Origin of the sequence: Pseudomonas sp. 20P_3.2_Bac5, from assembly GCF_025466035.1 — a bacterium.
Lineage (GTDB): Bacteria > Pseudomonadota > Gammaproteobacteria > Pseudomonadales > Pseudomonadaceae > Aquipseudomonas.
Map to the genome: position 1 here is coordinate 49640 of NZ_JANLOA010000063.1, position 19179 is coordinate 68818.

Genomic DNA, 19179 nt, shown 5'->3' on the forward strand with positions numbered 1-19179 from the left:
TTTTTGAGGTGTTCCCTCTCGGGGAGGGGAACGCCAAGGTACGTTGCGACGACAGCAGGGTCAGGAACGAAGCCTTTCCCCGCAGTGCTCAGTCCGCCTGGGGATACCAGCGCGGCGTGTAGACCCACTCGCCGCCATCGGCGCGGGCGAAGGTGCGGGTGGTGCTGGAACCGATCAGCACCATGGTGCGCATGTCGACCATCTCCGGCTGCAACTCGCCCAACCGAATGGCCTTGAGCGACTGCCCCGGCCGGGCGATATCGCGACCGAGCACCACCGGCGTTTGCGGCCCGCGATGGCGACGGACGATGTCCAGCGCCTGCCCCAGTTGCCAGGGCCGCGAGCGCGAGATCGGGTTGTAGAACGCCAGGGCCAGGTCCGCCTCGGCGGCCAGGTCCAGACGCTTCTCGATGATCGACCACGGCTTGAGGTTGTCCGACAGCGAGATCACGCAGAAGTCATGCCCCAGCGGCGCCCCGGCCTGGGCCGCGGTGGCCAGCGAGGCGGAAATACCCGGCAGCATTTCCAGCTCGACCCGGTGCCAGGCCGGATCGTCGGAGGCTTCCAGCGCTTCCAGCACCGCCGCGGCCATGGCGAACACGCCAGGGTCGCCGGACGACACCACCACCACCGAACGCCCTTGCGCCGCCAGCTCGAAAGCGTGACGGGCGCGTTGCAGTTCTTCGCGGTTGTCGGTGCAGTGCAGCACCTGATCGGCCCGGAATGGCCCGGCCATGCGCACGTAGGTTTCATAGCCAAGCACATCGTTGGCCCGCGCCAACTCGGCCTTGACCGCTGGCGCCATGAGTTCGGTGGAGCCCGGACCGAGGCCGATCACCGCGACGCGGCCTCGGCCCTGGCCAATGCGTTGCGGATCGATCGGCGCGTTGGCCACGGCAATCGCCAGGCCCTCGCCCACCGCCTGCGGTGCCAGCAACTGCGGCAATGCCCGCGCTGCCAGAGCGCTGACCGAGGCCTGGGCCGGCGCGAAGCGCAGCGGCACACCCAGCTCCCGCGCCGCGTCGTGCAAGGCCGGCGCGGCCATCTCGTCGTCATTGGCGAGCAGGCACGCCAGCGACGCCTCGGCGATCTTCGCCTCGTGCAAGGCCGCGCGAACCGCTTCGGCCGGTGCCGCGACCGAGGCCGAAACCGCCACCAACACGCAGCGCGGGTGGATCAGCAATTCGTTGGCCGCCGCCTCACGCTCGGCACAGCCGACATGGATGGTCAGCGACGCCTGCTCGTCCTGCGGCAAGCGCGCTTCGTCGAGCCACGGCGCGGCGCCTTCGATGCGCACGCGCTCACCGGCCAGCAAGTCGGAGACGAAGCGCTTGCCCAGCTCCAGGTCCGCCAGGGCATAGCCGCTGGGAGGATTGAGCAGGCAGGTGCCGAAGCGCAGTTCGCCACTGGTGGTGATCGCCGCGGCAACGCCCAGTCCGGCGCCGATTTCCCGGGCCATGACATTCACCCCGCCCAGCCCGCCGAGCAGCGGCACGACCGCGCTGCCGTCCTCGGCCACGGCCAGCACCGGCGGCTCCGCGCCCTTCTCCAGCAACACGCCGGCGAGGCTGCGGATCACGATGCCGGCGGCGCACAAGGCGATGATCGGCGTGTCCTGTTGATAGAGCTGGCGCAGGCTCGCGCCGAACTCCTGATAGCTGACATCGACGTCCTCGACCCGGCTAGCCAGGCCGTGGATCAGCGCGTCGGGATAAAGCTGCTGGATCTTGCGGGCCGTGGCCAGGCTGCCCTTGCCGAGGATGACAATGGCCGGTGCGCGTCGAGTCATCAGCCTTGCCACCTTTCGCCGGGAACGATGATCAGCGAGAAGTACGGCGACGACGCCGGGTCGACCTCATCCAGCGCGACGATCTTCTGGTTGCCCATGGTCGCCCGCTCCACATACAGCGCGCGGCCATCGAGACCCAGTTCGGCCAGCACCTGGCGGACCTTGGGGAAATTGCGCCCGAGCTTCATGACCACCGCCGCGTCGGCATCGGCCAGGCGGCGCTTGAGTTCGTCATGGGGCAGCACGCCGGACAGCACCGACAGGCTCTGGTTGCGGTACACCAGCGGCGCGCCGAGCACCGAAGCACCACCGAGCATCGAGCAGACACCCGGAATCACCTGGGCGTCATACCGTTCGGCCAGGCGATCGTGAAGGTACATGTAGGAGCCGTAGAAGAACGGATCGCCTTCGCAGATCACCGCCACGTCGCGGCCCGCGTCCAGGTGCGCGGCGACCTCGATGCTGGCGGCATCGTAGAAATCGCTGATGACCTGCTCGTAGGACAGCGGCGCCGGCAGCGCCTCGGTGGTCACCGGATAAACCAGTGGCAACAGGGTCTGCTCGCTTTGCAGGTACTGCTCGATGATGCCGAAGGCATTGCCGCGCTTGCCCTTGGCGACGAAGTACGCCACCACCGGCGCTTCACGCAGCAGACGCAGGGCCTTGAGGGTAATCAGCTCGGGATCGCCGGGGCCGACGCCCAGGCCGAGCAAACGTCCGCGGGCCTGCATCATTCAACCTCCGTGGCGAGGGCGTTGACCGCGGCGGCGGCCATGGCGCTGCCGCCAAGACGGCCTTCGACGATCACGAACGGCACGCCACGGCTGTCCGCCGCCAGCATCGCCTTGGACTCCGCCGCGCCGACGAAGCCCACCGGGAAGCCGAGGATCAGCGCCGGTTTCGGTGCGCCGGCGTCGATCATTTCCAGCAGGTAGAACAGCGCGGTCGGCGCGTTGCCGATCACCACCACGCTGCCTTCCAGGTGCGGGCGCCACAGCTCCAGGGCTACCGCCGAGCGGGTGTTGCCCAGTTCCTTGGCGAGGTCCGGCACGCTGTCGTCACGCAAGGTGCAGATCACCTCGTTGTTGGCCGGCAGGCGCGCGCGGGTGATGCCTTCGGCGACCATCCGCGCGTCGCAGAGAATCGGCGCGCCAGCGGCCAGGGCTTCGCGCCCGGCCTTGCCGGCGCCTTCGGAAAAGCGCAGGGCATCGACCACCTCGACCATGCCGCAGGCATGGATCACCCGTACCGCGAGCTTTTCCAGGTCGGCCGGAATCCGCTCCAGGCGGGCCTCCTGGCGAATGATGGCGAAGGAGTTGCGATAAATCTCCTGGCCGTCGCGGATGTAATCAATCATCGAGGGTTGCTCCGTGGGCGGGCGTCCAGCGTGGCGCCCGCTTCTTCCAGTGTCAGGTTGCGCCCGGCGACAGCGCCGGGGCCCGGCAGGGCCGGGTCGTGAAAATACAGGTCGTAACGACCGGGGCCGACCGCCAGCAAGGTGACCGGCGCGGTGTGCGCCATGGCGCAGGAACGGCCGCAGCCGCTCAAGTGAATGCCGGCCACCGGGACGGGCTGGCGCAGGCTGAAGGCCAGTTGCAGCGCATCGCCCTTGGTGTCGGCGAGGGCCTTGGCGCAGCCGGCCGAGCCGGTGCAGGCGACCACGCCGGCCAGCGGCTCGGCGGCGTCGGTGATCAAACCAAGGTGAAGCAAGGCGGCCAGCACCCGTTCGGCGCGGCCAACGGCAATGTTCGGCAGCAGCACGCTCTGCCAGGGGGTCATGCGCAGGCTGCCGTCGCCCAATTCTCGGGCCAGCCCGCCGACGCCGCGCAATTGCGCCGCGCTCAGGCGACCCAGCGGCGCCATCGCGCCCACTGCGACCCGCTCGGCCTGCTGCTGGGGATAGACACCCAGGTGGCGCGCGAGGTCACGTCCGGGGCGGCGCCAATCGAGCACCGCGGCGTCGCGGCGCAGCGCCAACGGCAGGCCGGCGAGGAAGGCGTCCGTGGACAGCGTCTCCAGCAATTGGCGCATCCGCGACTGACCGGCATCGGCCAGATCGAGGAATCGCTCCAGCACCACCCGCACCAGCACCAGCCCCGCCGCCAGCGGCACGGCGGCCACCGGCGCATCCTGTCCCGGACAGCCCGCCAGGCCGAAGCCCAGCCATAGCTCGCCGTCCAGGCGCAGCGGCGACAGCCAGAGGTCATGGGGGTGCCAGAGCATCGCCAGGTCTTCGCCGCCATCGAGCTGCACGGCGAACTTGGCCGACAGCGCATGGAAGCGCGGCGTGGTCTGCAGCAGGTCGAGTATCTGCGCGCCCAGCGCGCGGGTGTCGAACAGCATGGCCGGGTCGAGGCCCGCGGCGGGGCTGAGCATCAGGTTGCGCACGTCGTCACCGGCGGCGACCCGCGGGCCCAGGCCAGCCGCCAGCAGGTGCGCGATCAAACCCTGCGGGTCGCTACCAACGCCACGAATCTGCAGGTTGCTGCGGTTGGTCACCTCGATCACGCCACCGGCGAAACGCTCGGCGGCCTCGGCCACCGCTTCGGCCTGGTCGGCATCCAGGTGCCCGGCATCCAGCTTGATCCGCGAGATGCCGCCGTCGCGGGCCTGGACGATGCGCCACAACCCCGGGCAGGCCGAGGGGCGAATGGCAGGAGCGGGCTGGGATTGGTTCAAGGGTTCACCCGTCAATCGTCAAATGGGGCTGGGCACCGGAAGGCGCGGTATTATGCCTGCTTTGCCCGGCGGCGGGCCAAGCCTGCCGGTCGGATAGGCCCGGAAAAGAGGAACGGCATGGCGCCCTGGTTGACCATAGTAGGAATCGGCGAAGACGGCTTCAGCGGCCTCGGCAAGCAAGCCCGGCGCGCCCTGCTGCACGCTGCCAGGGTGTTCGGCAGCCCGCGCCAGCTCGACCTGCTGCCCCATTGCCTGAAGGCCGAGCGCCTGACCTGGCCGAGCCCGTTCTCGCTGGCGCCGGTGCTGGTGCTGCGCGGCGAGCCGGTGTGCGTGCTGGCCAGCGGCGATCCGATGTTCTACGGCGTTGGCGCCAGCCTCGCGCGGCAAGTCCCGGCCGATGAGCTGAACGTGATTTCCGCGCCCTCCTCCTGCGCCCTCGCCGCCGCCCGCCTCGGCTGGCCGTTGCAGGACGTGGTCATGGTTTCCGTGGTCGCCCGTCCGCTGGCGCAACTCAACGCCCACCTCTACAGCGGTCAGCGCCTGCTGGTGCTGAGCAACGATGGCGACAGCCCCGCCGCGATCGCCGCATTGCTGCGCGAACGCGGCTTCGGCCCGAGCCAGTTGCAGGTGCTGGAACACCTGGGCGGCAGCGCCGAACGTCACCGGCAAGGCAGCGCCAGCGACTGGAATGAGCACGCTATCGCCGACCTTAATCTGGTCGCCATCGAATGCCGCGCCGACACCGACGCGCCGCGCCTGTCGCCCCTGGCCGGGCTGCCGGACAACGCCTTCCAGCATGACGGACAGATCACCAAGCGCGATGTCCGCGCCATCACCCTCGCCCGCCTCGCCCCGCAACCGGGCGAGTTGCTCTGGGACGTCGGTGCCGGCAGCGGCTCGATTGGCATCGAGTGGATGCGCGCGCACCCGGCGTGCCGCGCGCTGGCCATCGAGGCCGACGACGGCCGCCAGCAACTGATCGAACTCAACCGCGACGCCCTCGGCGTACCCGGCCTGCATCTGGTGCGCGGACGGGCGCCGGAAGCACTGCACGGACTGGAGCGCCCGGACGCGATCTTCATCGGCGGCGGCGTCACCGTGCCCGGCGTGCTGGAGCACTGCTGGGAGCAGTTGCGCCCCGGCGGCCGGCTGGTCGCCAACGCGGTGACCCTGCAAAGCGAAGTGCGCCTGATGGACTGGCGCGAACGCCACGGCGGTGAACTGACCCGCATTCATGTCGCCCAGGCCCAGCCGCTGGGCGGCTTCGACACCTGGCGCCAGGCGCTGCCGATCACCCTGCTCGACGCCATCAAGCATGCGTGACGAAACCGCCGAACAACCGGCGCCGCTGCGCAGCGGCCTGACCACCGGCAGTTGCGCCACCGCCACCAGCCTCGCCGCCGCGCGCCTGCTGTTGACCGGGCAAGCGCACGACGCGGTGGAAATCACCCTGCCCAAAGGCAAGCAGGTGCAGATGCGCCTGGAGTTCTGCCGCCTGCACGCGGCGGGCGCCGAGGCCGGCACGCTCAAGGACGCTGGCGACGACCCCGACGTGACCCACGGCGCCCTGCTCTATAGCCGCGTGCGCCTGCTGGACGAACCCGGCGTGCGCTTCGTCGCCGGCCAAGGCGTCGGCACCGTGACACGTCCCGGACTGGTGTTGACCGTGGGCGAGCCGGCGATCAACCCAGTGCCGCGGCGGATGATGACGGAGCACCTGACCCGCCTCGCGCAGGAATACAATTACCCCGGCGGTTTCGAGGTCACGGTGAACGTGCGAGACGGCGAAAACCTCGCGCTGAAAACCATGAACCCGCGCCTGGGCATTCTCGGCGGGCTGTCGATCCTCGGCACCAGCGGCATTGTCCGGCCCTTCTCCTGCTCGGCCTACATCGCCTCGATCCACCAAGGCATCGACGTCGCCAAGACCAACGGCTACGAACACATCGCCGCCTGCACCGGCAACGCCAGCGAAGACACCATGCGCCGTGTCTACGGCATGCCGGAAATCGCCCTGATCGAGATGGGCGACTTCGTCGGCGCGGTGCTCAAGCACCTGCGCAAGGTGCCGGTGGCGCGCCTGAGCCTGTGCGGTGGCTTCGGCAAGATCAGCAAACTGGCCGCCGGGCACATGGACCTGCACAGCCGCCATTCCAGCATCGACCTGCCGCAACTGGCGCAATGGGCCGCGGCGGTGGGCGCCGATGCGGCGCTGCAAGCGACCATCATTCAGGCCAATACCAGCCAGCAGGCCCTGGCCCTGGCCCACGCCGCCGGCGTGCCGCTGGGCGATGCGGTCTGCGCCCATGCCCTGGCTTTCGCCCGCAGCGTGGTGCCGGCGCAGGTGCAGGTCGAAGTGTTCGCCATCGACCGCCAGGGCGACATCGTCGGCAAGGCGGGTGTGCAATGAGCCGGCGCATCCTGCTGCTCGGCGGCGTCACCGAGGCCCTGCGCATCGCCCGCCAATTGGGGCCCGAGCACGTCTACAGCCTGGCCGGGATCGGCCGGGTGCCGGATGACCTGGCCTGCCAGGTGCGCGTCGGCGGTTATGGCGGCGCGGACGGCCTGGCCGCCTACCTGCGCGCCGAAGGCATCGACCTGCTGATCGACGCCACCCACCCCTACGCCGCGCAAATCAGCGCCAACGCCGCCCGCGCCGCGACCCTCGCCAGCATTCCCTGCTGGGCCCTGCGCCGCCCCGCCTGGCAGGCCCAGGCCGGCGACGATTGGCGCGAGGTCGCCGACTGGGCCGAACTGATCGCCGCACTGCACACCTTCCGCCGCCCGCTGTTCACCCTCGGCCGCGAACCGCTGCAACATCTGGATGAAATACCCGACCATCAGTTCTGGACCCTGCGCGCCCTCGACGCCTGCCCCGGCAACGACCGCTGCGAAGTAATCGGCGCCCGTGGGCCGTTCCTGCTGGACGACGAGCGGCAGCTGTTCGAACGCCGCCAGATCGATGTGCTGATCAGCAAGAACAGCGGCAGCGGCGCCACCGAACCGAAGTTGCAGGTGGCCCGCGAGCGCGGCGTGCCGGTGCTGATTCTCGGCCGTCCGGCACTGCCCGAGGTCGACCGTCACTTCACCGACCCGGCCGCGCTGCTCGCCGCGCTGGCTGACGGACACCTCCTGTAATAGGCCAGTGCACCACTCGGGTATTGCCAACACACCAGCAAGCGATTCCAATGCCTCATCCTTTTCCCTACGCAAGGCTGCGACTATGGAACTGCAATGGTGGATCTGGCTCGTTCTGGGCTTTGGCCTGATCTTGCTGGAACTGGTACTGCCCACCTTCTTCATCATCTGGTTCGGCATCGGCGCCGTGGCGGTCGGCGTGATCGCCGGGCTGGTGCCGGGCCTGTCCCTGGCCAGCGAGCTGATGATCTGGGTGGTGCTCTCGTCCCTCACCGTCGCCCTCTGGTTCAAGGTGTTCAAACCCCGCAAGGCGGACAACCGCTGGACCGCCGACGAAGTGATCGGCGAAGTCGGCCTGCTGACCGCGCCCGTCTCGGAATTCCAGAAAGGCCGCGTCCGTTTCCAGAAGCCGATCCTCGGCAATGAAGAGTGGGTCTGCATCGCCAACAGCGACATCGCCTCCGGCGAGCGGGTCCGCATCCTCGCGATCGAGGGCAACATCGTCCGGGTCGGCAAGGCCTGAAACCGTTTCAAGACACCATCAAAGGAAGAGAAATGTCATGACCAGTCTGATCATTACCGCCACCATCGCCCTGTTCGTCCTCATCACCGTGTTCAAGGGCGTACGCATCGTGCCGCAGGGCGAGGAATGGATCGTCGAGCGCCTGGGGCGCTACCACAACACCCTCAAGCCGGGCCTGAACATCCTCATCCCGTACATGGACGTGGTGGCCTACCGCCTGCCGACCAAGGACATCATCCTCGACGTGCAGCAGCAGGAAATCATCACCAAGGACAACGCGGTGATCGTCGCCAACGCCCTGTGCTTCGCCAAGGTGGTGGACCCGCAGAAAGCCGCCTACGGCGTGGTGAACTACGCCTACGCGGTTACCAGCCTGACCATGACCTCGCTGCGCGCCATCGTCGGCGCCATGGAACTGGACGAAGCGCTGTCCAGCCGCGAGCAGATCAAGGCGCGCCTGCGCGACGCGATGTCGGAGCAGACCGAGGACTGGGGCATCACCGTGCGTTCGGTGGAAATCCAGGACATCAAGCCCTCGCCGAGCATGCAGTCGGCCATGGAACGTCAGGCCGCGGCCGAGCGTGAGCGTAAAGCCGACGTGACCCGCGCCGAAGGCGCCAAGCAGGCGGCGATCCTCGAAGCCCAGGCGCGTCAGGAATCAGCCAAGCTCGATGCCGCCGCCCAGGTCAACCTGGCCGAGGCTTCGGCCCAGGCCATCACCCTGGTCAAGAACGCCGTGGGCAATGACGTGACCCCGGCCATGTACCTGCTGGGCGAACGCTACATCAGCGCCATGGAAAGCCTCGCGGCCAGCAACAACGCCAAGCTGGTGGTGTTGCCGGCGGATCTGCAAGAGGCGGTCAGGGGCATGCTGGGTCGGGCGAAGGCCTGACCTGCTGTGCAGGCCATCGCGACGGTTCGGCGCGATGGTCTGCGCAGTTGCTCCCACACCTTGCGAATCGACTGCGACACTTCATCACACCCCCATTTTTTACATCCCCGGGAGTTTCAGGCTAAATAGCCATCATTCGAATCCCACCGGATCAACCCATGCCCGCACACCGGCCCGCCCTTGCCTGGATCGCCTGCTTCGCAGTGCTGTTCAATCTGCTGGCGATGCCGTTGTCCGCCAACGCCGCCAGGGCGCCCGCCGAGCAACTGCTGTGGGGCGCCTTCTGTTCCACCGGCGGCACCAAGCTGATCGCCGTCTCCCTCGGCCAAGCCGACCCGCAAAACGACGATCACGCCGTGATGCAGCATTGCTGGTGCTGCTCCGGTGCCGCGCCCTTGCTGGCGTTGCCTGGCCAGGCGCCGCAACTGGTCCTGCCGACATACGCCTTCGCCACCCCGCTGGCCATCGCCCAGCCCACCCAGCCCACGCCCCGTGAGCTGTGGCCCTCGCTCAATCCCCGCGCCTCTCCCGTCGTTTGATTCACTACGCTGATACCTGCGAACAATTTGAATCGACCGGAGACTTTTCATGCTCAAGAACGTCCTGATGCTGGCTGCCCTGCTGCTGCCCGCCAGCTTCGCCAGTGCCCACGAATACACCAAGGGTGACCTGCATATCGCCCACCCGTGGTCGCTGCAACTGCCACCGAACGCACCCAACGTGGCGGCCTATTTCATCATCGACAACAAGGGCAAGGAGGACGACCGCCTGCTCAGCGTCGACACCCCAATCAGCGACCGCTCCGAGTTGCACGAACACGTGATGACCGGCGACGTGATGCGCATGCAGCAAGTCGCCAACGTCGCCGTGCCGGCGGGCGGCAAAGTGGTGTTCAGCCCGAGCGCCTACCACGTGATGATCATGCAGCCCAAGGACCGCAGCCTGCTCAGCGACGGCAAGCGCTTCCCGCTGACCCTGCACTTCGAAAAGGCCGGCGATATCACCGTCGACGTCGCGGTGCAGAAGCAGCCGCCTGAAGGCGGCGACGAGCACCAGCACCAGCACTGATCCCTGAGCGCCGCTCGCCATGAGCCTCGCCCGCACCGGACGCCACCGGCCCCCGCGCCCTGACCACAGGACACTGCGCGCGGGCTGGCTGAGCCTGTTCGCCATGCTGATGATCTTCATCGGACCGCTGGTTTCCCAGTCGATGCCGATGGATCACAGCACCGCCATGTCGATGAACATGGACATGGGCGCAGGCACGGACGACGCGGCGGGCCATCACGGCGAGGCGCACCATGGTGGCGGCGATTCGTCGCTGCACGTCATGTGGGAGAAGTGCGGCTATTGCAGCCTGTTCTTCCATTGCCCGGCACTGCCGCAGCAACTGAGCCTGCTCAACAGCGAGGCCGTCCCGGCCAGCCACCGTCTTGTCGTTCTACCCCGCCAGGGCCATCCGCGCCCGGCGTTCTTCCCCGGCGCCCGCAGCCGCGCGCCACCTTCCCGCAACGTCGTCTGAACATTCCGAAACAGCGCTCGTCACCGGCCTATCGCCGCGTGCGTGCGCACCTTCATGACTGATCGATGTTGGAAGACCTATGTCCAGCTCCACCCCTGTCTATCGTTTGTCCCTGCGCGGGACCATTGCGCTGCTGTGCGGCAGCCTCTTCGTTCCCGCGGCCCTGGCCGCGGAAACCGGCCACGAAGGCCATGACCACGGCCAGCCGGAACTCAGCCCCACGGTCATCACCGCCGTGGCGCCCAGTTCGCCGCTGACCGTGGTCACCAACCCCAAGGACCCGCGCCAGCCCGTGCCGGCCAGCGACGGTGCCGACTACCTCAAGACCATCCCCGGTTTCTCGGCGATCCGCTCCGGCGGCACCAACGGTGACCCGGTGCTGCGCGGCATGTTCGGCTCGCGGCTGAACATCCTCACCAACGGCGGCCTGATGCTCGGCGCCTGCCCGAACCGGATGGACGCGCCGACCTCCTACATTTCCCCGGAAACCTACGACCGCCTCACCGTGATCAAGGGCCCGCAAAGCGTGCAGTGGGGCCCGGGCGCGTCCGCCGGAACCATCCTCTTCGACCGCGAGCCGGAGAAATTCGGCGAGCTGGGCACCCGGGTCAACGCCAGCCTGCTGGCCGGCTCCAATGGCCGTTTCGACAAGGTGCTGGATGCCGCCGCCGGTGGCAGCCAGGGCTACGTGCGCTTCGTCGGCAACCAGTCGCGCTCCGACGACTATGAAGACGGCCATGGCGACACCGTGCCGTCGAAATGGGACAAGTGGAACGGCGACGTCGCCGTCGGCTGGACCCCGGACAGCGACACCCTGCTGGAGCTGACCGCTGGCCGCGGCGACGGTGAAGCACGCTACGCCGGACGCGGCATGGACGGTTCGCAGTTCAAGCGCGAAAGCCTCGGCCTGCGTTTCGAGAAATCCAATATCGGCGAGGTCTTCGACAAGCTCGAAGCGCAGGTCTACTACAACTACGCCGACCATGTGATGGACAACTACAGCCTGCGCACCACCTCCGGCACCGGGATGATGGCCGGCCCCATGGCCAGCAACGTCGACCGCCGCACCCTGGGCGCGCGCATCAAGGGCACCTGGCGCTGGGAGGACGTGACCCTGGTCAGCGGCATCGACGCGCAGACCAACGAACACCGCCAGCGCACCGGCATGGGCGTCAACACCTATGGCAACCAGCCCTGGACCAAGGACGCCGACTTCCACAACTACGGCGTGTTCGGCGAGCTGACCTGGGAACTGGACAGCCAGGACCGCCTGGTCAGCGGCGCGCGGCTGGACCGTGCCTCGGCCAAGGATTTCCGCAAGACCCGCGGTTCGGGAATGATGGTCATGCCCAATCCGACCGCCGGCAACACCCGCGCCGACACCCTGCCCAGCGGCTTCCTGCGCTACGAGCACGACCTGGTCGACGCACCGGCCACCGCCTACGTCGGCATCGGCCATGTGCAGCGCTTCCCCGATTACTGGGAGCTGTTCTCGCCGACCTTCGGCCCGGCCGGCTCGGTCAATGCCTTCGATGCGATCAAGCCAGAGAAGACCACGCAACTGGACTTCGGCATCCAGTACAAGACCGAAGACCTGGAAGCCTGGGCCTCGGGCTATATCGGCCAGGTCCGCGACTTCATCCTCTACGACTACACCGCCGGCACCAGCGTCTCCCGCGCCGGCAACGTCGACGCGCGGATCATGGGCGGCGAACTGGGTGTCGCCTATCAACTGACCAGCAACTGGAAAGCCGATGCGACCCTGGCCTACGCCTGGGGCAAGAACAGCAGCGACGGTTCGGCCCTGCCGCAGATGCCACCGCTGGAAAGCCGCCTCGGCCTGACCTACAGCGAATCCGACTGGAGCGCCGGCGCCCTGTGGCGGCTGGTCTCGGCGCAGAACCGCATCTCGGAAAACTACGGCAACATCGTCGGCAAGGACTTCGAGAAAACCGGCGGTTTCGGCGTGTTCTCGCTCAACGGCGCCTATCGTGTGAGCAAGAACCTCAAGCTCAGCGCCGGCGTCGACAACCTGTTCGACAAGGCCTACGCCGAGCACCTGAACCTGGCGGGCAATGCCGGCTTCGGCTACTCGGGCTTTGAACCGGTCAGCGAGCCGGGGCGTACGTTCTGGACCAAGGTCGACCTGAGTTTCTGATCTAACCCGGGCGCGGCCAGTCGCCGCGCCCACCACCTGGGAGCGCTCCATGAGCAAACCTTCGTTTTCCTTCTACAACCTGGCCTGGCGCTGGCATTTCTATGCCGGGTTGTTCGTGGCGCCGTTCATGATCCTGCTGGCCATCACCGGGATCATCTACCTGTTCAAGCCACAGCTCGATCCGCTGATGTACCGCTCGTTGATGGTGGTCGAGGCCGGTCACCACCGGCATGGCGCCGACCACCTGCTGCACACCGTGAAGGCCGCTTATCCACAGGGCCAGGTCAGCCAGTACCTGCCGGCGCCGGCCGCCGACCGCAGCGCACAGTTCGTGGTCAAGGACGGCGGGCAGGAGCTGAACGTCTTCGTCGATCCGTACACCGGCGCGCTGCTCGGCGCGCAGGATGCCAAGAGCAACCTGCAAGCCGTGGCCCGCGCGCTGCACGGCGAACTGATGATCGGCACCACGGGCGACCGCCTGGTGGAACTGGCCGCTGGCTGGGGCATCGTCCTGGTGGTGTCCGGCCTGTATCTGTGGTGGCCGCGGGGCGGGCGAATGGCCGGCGTGTTGTGGCCGCGCCTGAGCACCCGCGGGCGTCTGCTCTGGCGTGACCTGCATGCGGTCAGCGGTTTCTGGGGTTCGCTGGTCCTGCTGCTGATGCTGCTCAGCGGCATGACCTGGACCGGCTTCTGGGGCAAGCAATACGCCGACCTGTGGAACCGCTTTCCGGCAGCGATGTGGAACGAGGTGCCGACCTCAGACCAGGAAGCCCGCACCCTCAACACCGCCGCCCGCCAGACCGTGCCCTGGGCGGTGGAAAACACCCCGATGCCGCAGTCGTCCGGTGCCCATGCCGAGCACCAGGGGCACATGGCGATGGACAACGCCCCGGCTGCGCCGCAGGTCAGCCTGCAACAGGTCGAGGAGCTGGCCAACCAACGCGGCGTCGAACCCGGCTACAGCATCACCCCGCCGACCACGGCCAGCGGCGTGTTCACCATCGCCGTATTCGCCGACGACCCGCGCAACGACGCCACCCTGCATGTCGATCAATACACCGGCAAGGTACTGGTGGACGTGCGCTGGAAAGACTACAGCCCGGTGGCCCGGGCCACGGAACTGGGGGTCATGCTGCATGAAGGCAAGATGTTCGGCTGGTTCAACCAGATGCTGATCCTGCTGATCTGCCTGATGGTATTGCTGGGCTCGGTCAGCGGCCTGGTGATGTGGTGGAAACGCCGCCCCGAAGGCGGCCTCGGCGTACCGCCCCTGCGCCACGACCTGCCACGCTGGAAGACCGCCACTGTGGTCATGCTGGTGCTGGGCGTAGCGTTTCCGCTGGTGGGGGTGTCGATGCTGGTGGTGTGGGGGTTGGACAAAGTGTTCGGGAGGCGGTTGTTGACGGCGCGGGTTTGAGATCCCGACCGCTGAAAACCTTGTAAACCTGTTTTTTGATCTGTTAACCATCTTGGATTACATTGCAAAAACGGGTTTACAAGGTCATTCAATATGCCAGCTCTTCGTGACGACATCAGACTCTACGTTGGCTCCTTGCTGAATGCGGAAGTCCAGTTGAAAACCGCTTCAGTAGCCAAGCTTCCCTTTCACATCAGGGATACCTACACGCTGGCTGACCTGACCTTACGGCTAGGCAGCAAATCGGGCCCCTCGCTATCGATGCTTCTGCTGCTGTCCCGCGAAGATGCATACCCTGGCGCAGTGACGCTGCGCAAACACATCCAGCAGGTCCAGAAAGCCACCGACAAGGTGGTCGTCTACGCCTGTAAATCGCTCTCGTCCGCTGACCGACGAAGCCTGATTACTCACCACCTCAACTTCATCCAGCCCGGCTCACAGATGTTCATCCCGGAACTGGCAATGGATCTGCGCGAGCACGTTCGCAAACGCAGAAACGAGCAAGAGGTGTCCACCCTGCTTCCGGCGACTCAAGCGATGCTGCTGGGCCGTCTGTATGAGGGATGGGACAGTGACAGCCTCTACACCTCCAGCGCAATCATGGGCAATTTCGAGTACAGCCGAGTCACGCTTTCCAAAGTGATCGATCAACTACTGGCACTGAACATCATTGAGGCCGCTCAACGCCGCGGAGTAACCAACGTCTACTCGTTCACCGCCGACCCGGCCACGGTGTTCAAAAGTACCCGCCAATGGATGCGCTCGCCGGTAAAACGAACAATCCCGATCGACAGACCGCTTCATATCAGCGACGGCTTGTTTCTGGCGGGTGAAACGGCACTCGCCAGCTACACGCTACTGGCCGGGCCGGCACAGCCGGTGTACGGCATGATCCGAAACACCTTCGATTTGATGCTGAAAGAGAAGGCATTCAAGGTAGCCGACTCGGTGGACGACGTCAGAGCATGGGTGGAAATCTGGTCCTACCGAAGCCTCACGATAGAAAACGAGATCGCGGACCAGGCCTCCTTGTTACTCAGCCTGGAGGACAGTCCGGATGAGCGTGTGCAAATAGCGCTGGATGCAATCAGGGAAGAGGTCGCATGGCTGGGATCAGAGGGTTAGACATTTTCGGACAGCATTTCAGGGCCTGGCGCGACCAATACGTCTTGATTGGCGGTGTTGCTTCCTGGCTGACGATGGATGAAGCCGGTCTGCCATTCCGGGCGACCAAGGACCTGGACATCGTTCTGGTCATCGAGGCACTGAACGCAGAATTCGTTGGCCACTTCTGGGACTTCATCAAGGCCGGTGATTACCAGATACGTCAGATCGGTGGCGAACGCCCCGTCTTTTATCGGTTTCAAAATCCCGGTAACGACGCCTACCCGGTACAACTGGAATTGTTTTCCCGCGCACCTGAAGGTCTGGAACACCCACAGAACGCCACGCTGACACCGATACCGACAGACGAATCGGTATCAAGCCTGTCCGCGATCCTTCTTGAAGAGCCCTACTACGCATTCCTCCTGGAGGGTCGGCAACACAATGAGGAGGTGACTTTCATTGGCGCTGACAGGCTTATCCCGCTCAAGGCACATGCCTGGCTCAACCTCTCGGCACGAAGGCAAGACGGTGTACAGATCGACAGCAAGACCATCCGCAAACACCGCAACGATGTACTGCTGTTAAGCGGTCAATTGACGGATGAGCCCATCGAATTGCCAGCCCGGATCAAGAACGATATGAGGGCATTTCTTCATCGATTGGCGGAAGAAGCACCTGACCTCAAGGCGATCGGTCTAAAAGGGGCAATCGGGGATCATATCGAGCGCCTGTCGTCTAGTTTCGGGCTCAAGCCATAAGAAAACCGAGGCGTCCGCAAGACGCCAGCTTCATCTTCGCTCAAGCGCATGCCCCTAAAGTCGAGTCACTTTGCCGCGTCTAGGTTGCGGGTTTGCGTGTTAGCCTACCCGCCGCTTCACGCACAAGAAGACTGCAATTTATGGAATGCATGCAATGAATCAAGACCTCACAAAGGACTCGCAGGAACACCACCTGCAACGCAACCTCACCAACCGCCACATCCAGTTGATCGCCATCGGCGGTGCCATCGGCACCGGTCTGTTCATGGGGTCGGGCAAGACCATCAGCCTCGCCGGCCCGTCGATCATTTTCGTCTACATGATCATCGGCTTCATGCTGTTCTTCGTCATGCGGGCGATGGGCGAGTTGCTGCTGTCGAACCTCAACTACAAATCCTTCATCGATTTTTCCGCCGACCTGCTGGGCCCCTGGGCCGGTTACTTCACCGGCTGGACCTACTGGTTCTGCTGGATCATCACCGGCATCGCCGATGTGATCGCGATCGCCGCGTACTCACAGTTCTGGTTCCCCGACCTGCCGCAATGGATACCGGCGCTGGCCTGTGTCGGCGTGCTGCTGTCGCTGAACCTGATCACCGTGAAGCTGTTCGGCGAGATCGAGTTCTGGTTCGCGATGATCAAGATCGTCGCCATCCTCGGCCTGATCGGCACCGGCCTGTACATGGTGTTCAGCGGCTTCCAGTCGCCCACCGGGAACACCGCCAGCTTCGCCCACCTGTGGAATGACGAGGGCATGTTCCCCCACGGACTGATGGGCTTCTTCGCCGGGTTCCAGATCGCCGTGTTCGCCTTTGTCGGCATCGAGCTGGTCGGCACCACCGCCGCCGAAGCCAAGGACCCGGAGCGCACCCTGCCACGGGCGATCAACTCCATCCCGCTGCGGATCATCATGTTCTACGTTTTCGCCCTGATCGCCATCATGGCGGTGACCCCATGGCGTGACGTGGTGCCGGGCAAGAGCCCGTTCGTGGAACTGTTCATCCTCGCGGGCCTGCCGGCCGCCGCGGCGGTGATCAACTTCGTGGTGCTGACGTCCGCCGCCTCGTCGGCCAACAGCGGCGTGTTTTCCACCAGCCGCATGCTGTTCGGCCTGGCCCAGGAAGGCGACGCGCCCAAGGCGTTCGAAAAGCTCTCCAGCCGTGACGTGCCGGCCAACGGCCTGTATTTCTCCTGCACCTGCCTGCTGCTCGGCGCCGCGCTGATGTACGTGATCCCGGACCTGGTGGAGGCCTTTACCCTGGTCACCACCGTCTCGGCGATCCTGTTCATGTTCGTCTGGTCTCTGATCCTGCTGTCGTACCTGAAGTACCGCACGCACCGCGCCGCGCTGCATGCGGCGTCGAAGTACAAGATGCCTGGCGGTCGCTTCATGTGCTGGGCGTGCCTGGTGTTCTTCGCCGCGATCCTGGTGCTGTTGAGCTTCGAGAGCGACACCCGCCAGGCGCTGATCGTCACGCCGTTGTGGTTCGTGTTGCTGACCGTGACCTACCAGTTCGTGCGCAACAGGCGCCATCCGCGCACTGCCGTGCGAGGCAACTGATAACGTTATCGAAGGGGCCATTCGGCCCCTTCTTCTCGCCTCATTGCTGTGCATCGAATTGATGCGTGGCACCAGTCTGGCTCCTGTCCCTGGGACCGCGCTGCGGTCCATCGCGAGCAAGCTCGCTCCTACAGGGCACCCCCCAACCCACGGTCTAGCGCCTCTCCTTGTAGGAGCGAGCTTGCTCGCGATGCCCCCAAAACCCCACCGTCTCCGTCTTGTACACAAGACGGCACACCACTTGCAAAAGCCCTTTCCGCGAGTCGCCAACACCCAAGAACTCAACGGAGAGAGAGCACCATGAAGCGTCGTAGTCTGATCAAGGCCTTTACCCTCAGTGCATCCATTGCCGCGATGGGCATGAGCTGGACCCTGCAGGCCGCCGAGACCATCAAGGTCGGCATCCTGCATTCGCTGTCGGGCACCATGGCGATCTCCGAAACCTCGCTCAAGGACATGGCCCTCATGACCATCGAGCAGATCAACGCCAAGGGCGGCGTCAACGGCAAGATGCTGGAAGCGGTGGTGGTAGACCCGGCGTCGAACTGGCCGCTGTTCGCCGAGAAGAGCCGGCAATTGCTGACCCAGGACAAAGTGGCCGTGGTGTTCGGCTGCTGGACCTCGGTGTCGCGCAAGTCGGTGCTGCCAGTGTTCGAAGAACTCAACGGGCTGCTGTTCTACCCGGTGCAGTACGAAGGTGAAGAGATGTCGCCGAACGTGTTCTACACCGGCGCGGCGCCGAACCAGCAGGCCATTCCGGCGGTGGAATACCTGATGAGCGAAGAAGGCGGCGCGGCCAAGCGCTACTTCCTGCTCGGCACCGACTACGTCTACCCGCGCACCACCAACAAGATCCTGCGCGCCTTCCTGCATTCCAAAGGCGTGGCCGACAAGGACATCGAAGAGGTCTACACCCCGTTCGGTCACGCCGATTACCAGACCATCGTCGCGAACATCAAGAAGTTCTCCGCCGGCGGCAAGACCGCGGTCATCTCCACGGTCAACGGCGACTCCAACGTGCCCTTCTACAAAGAACTGGCCAACCAGGGCCTGAAAGCCACAGACGTTCCGGTGGTGGCGTTCTCGGTGGGCGAGGAAGAACTGCGCGGCATCGACACCAAGCCGCTGGTCGGCCATCTGGCGGCGTGGAACTACTTCGAGTCGGTGGAGAACCCGGTCAACACCCAGTTCGTGTCCGACTGGAAAGCCTACGCCAAGGCCAAGAACCTGCCGGGCGCGGACAAGGCCGTGACCAACGACCCGATGGAAGCCACCTACGTCGGCATCCACATGTGGGCGCAGGCGGTCGAGAAAGCCAAGTCCACCGATGTCGACAAGGTCCGCGCAGCGCTGGCCGACCAGAGCTTCAAGGCGCCGTCCGGCTTCACCCTGACCATGGACAAGACCAACCACCACCTGCACAAGCCGGTGATGATCGGCGAGATCCAGGACGACGGTCAGTTCAACGTGGTCTGGCAAACCGAGGCGCCGCTGCGGGCCCAGCCGTGGAGCCCGTTCATTCCGGGTAACGACAAGCGGCCGGATTATGCGGTGAAGGGCAACTGATACAGCCCCCATCGCGAGCAAGCTCGCTCCTACACTCGCCACGCCTTATCCGTAGGAGGGTGCGTTGAC

The 19179-nt window shown here is 65.6% G+C and carries 18 protein-coding genes; 14 read left to right on the plus strand and 4 right to left on the minus strand.

The genetic code is table 11. The features are described 5' to 3' along the window. Positions 1 to 88: 88 nt before the first annotated feature. The 4 genes from cobJ to cobG are packed head-to-tail and all read right to left on the minus strand — an operon-like array spanning position 89 to position 4483. The gene (gene cobJ, locus NTD88_RS10760; RefSeq protein WP_262156548.1) at positions 89 to 1789 is read right to left on the minus strand and encodes a precorrin-3B C(17)-methyltransferase; all 1701 of its coding nucleotides are present in this window, start codon (positions 1787 to 1789) and stop codon (positions 89 to 91) included. Next, on the minus strand, positions 1789 to 2520 hold the full coding sequence (locus NTD88_RS10765) for a precorrin-2 C(20)-methyltransferase (protein WP_262156562.1): 732 nt from the start codon (positions 2518 to 2520) through the stop codon (positions 1789 to 1791). The genes cobJ and NTD88_RS10765 overlap by 1 nt, the downstream gene beginning before the upstream one ends. Continuing rightward, a complete protein-coding gene (locus tag NTD88_RS10770) occupies positions 2520 to 3146 on the minus strand; it encodes a precorrin-8X methylmutase (protein ID WP_095156023.1) in 627 nt (208 codons plus the stop codon). Before NTD88_RS10770 ends, NTD88_RS10765 begins: the two co-directional genes overlap by 1 nt. Then, the gene (gene cobG / locus NTD88_RS10775; protein ID WP_315975154.1) at positions 3143 to 4483 is read right to left on the minus strand and encodes a precorrin-3B synthase; all 1341 of its coding nucleotides are present in this window, start codon (positions 4481 to 4483) and stop codon (positions 3143 to 3145) included. Before cobG ends, NTD88_RS10770 begins: the two co-directional genes overlap by 4 nt. Positions 4484 to 4585: 102 nt before the next feature. Between cobG and cbiE the strand changes: the two genes are divergently transcribed. The 14 genes from cbiE to urtA all read left to right on the plus strand — a co-directional run bounded on the left by cbiE (position 4586) and on the right by urtA (position 19110). Beyond that, positions 4586 to 5791, plus strand: a complete 1206-nt coding sequence (gene cbiE / locus NTD88_RS10780) for a precorrin-6y C5,15-methyltransferase (decarboxylating) subunit CbiE (RefSeq protein WP_262156549.1) — start codon at positions 4586 to 4588, stop codon at positions 5789 to 5791. Next, positions 5784 to 6878, plus strand: coding sequence for a cobalt-precorrin-5B (C(1))-methyltransferase (locus NTD88_RS10785; protein WP_262156550.1), 1095 nt, complete (start codon positions 5784 to 5786; stop codon positions 6876 to 6878). Before cbiE ends, NTD88_RS10785 begins: the two co-directional genes overlap by 8 nt. After that, the gene (locus NTD88_RS10790) at positions 6875 to 7606 is read left to right on the plus strand and encodes a cobalt-precorrin-6A reductase (RefSeq protein ID WP_262156551.1); all 732 of its coding nucleotides are present in this window, start codon (positions 6875 to 6877) and stop codon (positions 7604 to 7606) included. Before NTD88_RS10785 ends, NTD88_RS10790 begins: the two co-directional genes overlap by 4 nt. Before the next feature lie 85 nt (positions 7607 to 7691). Continuing rightward, positions 7692 to 8129, plus strand: coding sequence for an NfeD family protein (locus tag NTD88_RS10795; RefSeq protein WP_095156018.1), 438 nt, complete (start codon positions 7692 to 7694; stop codon positions 8127 to 8129). Positions 8130 to 8166: 37 nt separating this feature from the next. Then, complete coding sequence (locus tag NTD88_RS10800; RefSeq protein WP_095156017.1) at positions 8167 to 9021, plus strand: SPFH domain-containing protein; 855 nt, start codon at positions 8167 to 8169, stop codon at positions 9019 to 9021. Between the two features lie 158 nt (positions 9022 to 9179). After that, positions 9180 to 9560 carry a DUF2946 domain-containing protein gene (locus NTD88_RS10805; protein WP_262156552.1) on the plus strand — a complete coding sequence of 127 codons (381 nt, stop codon included), beginning with the start codon at positions 9180 to 9182 and terminating at the stop codon, positions 9558 to 9560. A 49-nt stretch (positions 9561 to 9609) separates the two neighbouring features. Further along, positions 9610 to 10089 carry a copper chaperone PCu(A)C gene (locus tag NTD88_RS10810; RefSeq protein WP_262130187.1) on the plus strand — a complete coding sequence of 160 codons (480 nt, stop codon included), beginning with the start codon at positions 9610 to 9612 and terminating at the stop codon, positions 10087 to 10089. A gap of 19 nt (positions 10090 to 10108) precedes the next feature. Beyond that, entirely contained in the window at positions 10109 to 10543 is a 435-nt protein-coding gene (locus NTD88_RS10815) for a DUF2946 domain-containing protein (RefSeq protein WP_262156553.1), read from the plus strand. Between the two features lie 79 nt (positions 10544 to 10622). Next, positions 10623 to 12701: a TonB-dependent copper receptor gene (locus tag NTD88_RS10820; protein ID WP_262156554.1), complete on the plus strand. Its 2079-nt coding sequence runs from the start codon at positions 10623 to 10625 to the stop codon at positions 12699 to 12701. A gap of 49 nt (positions 12702 to 12750) precedes the next feature. Continuing rightward, positions 12751 to 14118: a PepSY-associated TM helix domain-containing protein gene (locus tag NTD88_RS10825; RefSeq protein ID WP_262156555.1), complete on the plus strand. Its 1368-nt coding sequence runs from the start codon at positions 12751 to 12753 to the stop codon at positions 14116 to 14118. A 93-nt stretch (positions 14119 to 14211) separates the two neighbouring features. Next, positions 14212 to 15243 carry a hypothetical protein gene (locus tag NTD88_RS10830; RefSeq protein ID WP_262156556.1) on the plus strand — a complete coding sequence of 344 codons (1032 nt, stop codon included), beginning with the start codon at positions 14212 to 14214 and terminating at the stop codon, positions 15241 to 15243. Then, entirely contained in the window at positions 15222 to 15983 is a 762-nt protein-coding gene (locus tag NTD88_RS10835) for a hypothetical protein (protein ID WP_262156557.1), read from the plus strand. Before NTD88_RS10830 ends, NTD88_RS10835 begins: the two co-directional genes overlap by 22 nt. A 154-nt stretch (positions 15984 to 16137) precedes the next feature. Next, the gene (cycA, locus tag NTD88_RS10840; protein ID WP_095156009.1) at positions 16138 to 17544 is read left to right on the plus strand and encodes a D-serine/D-alanine/glycine transporter; all 1407 of its coding nucleotides are present in this window, start codon (positions 16138 to 16140) and stop codon (positions 17542 to 17544) included. 300 nt (positions 17545 to 17844) lie between these two features. Continuing rightward, a complete protein-coding gene (gene urtA, locus NTD88_RS10845) occupies positions 17845 to 19110 on the plus strand; it encodes an urea ABC transporter substrate-binding protein (RefSeq protein WP_262156558.1) in 1266 nt (421 codons plus the stop codon). Positions 19111 to 19179: the final 69 nt, after the last annotated feature.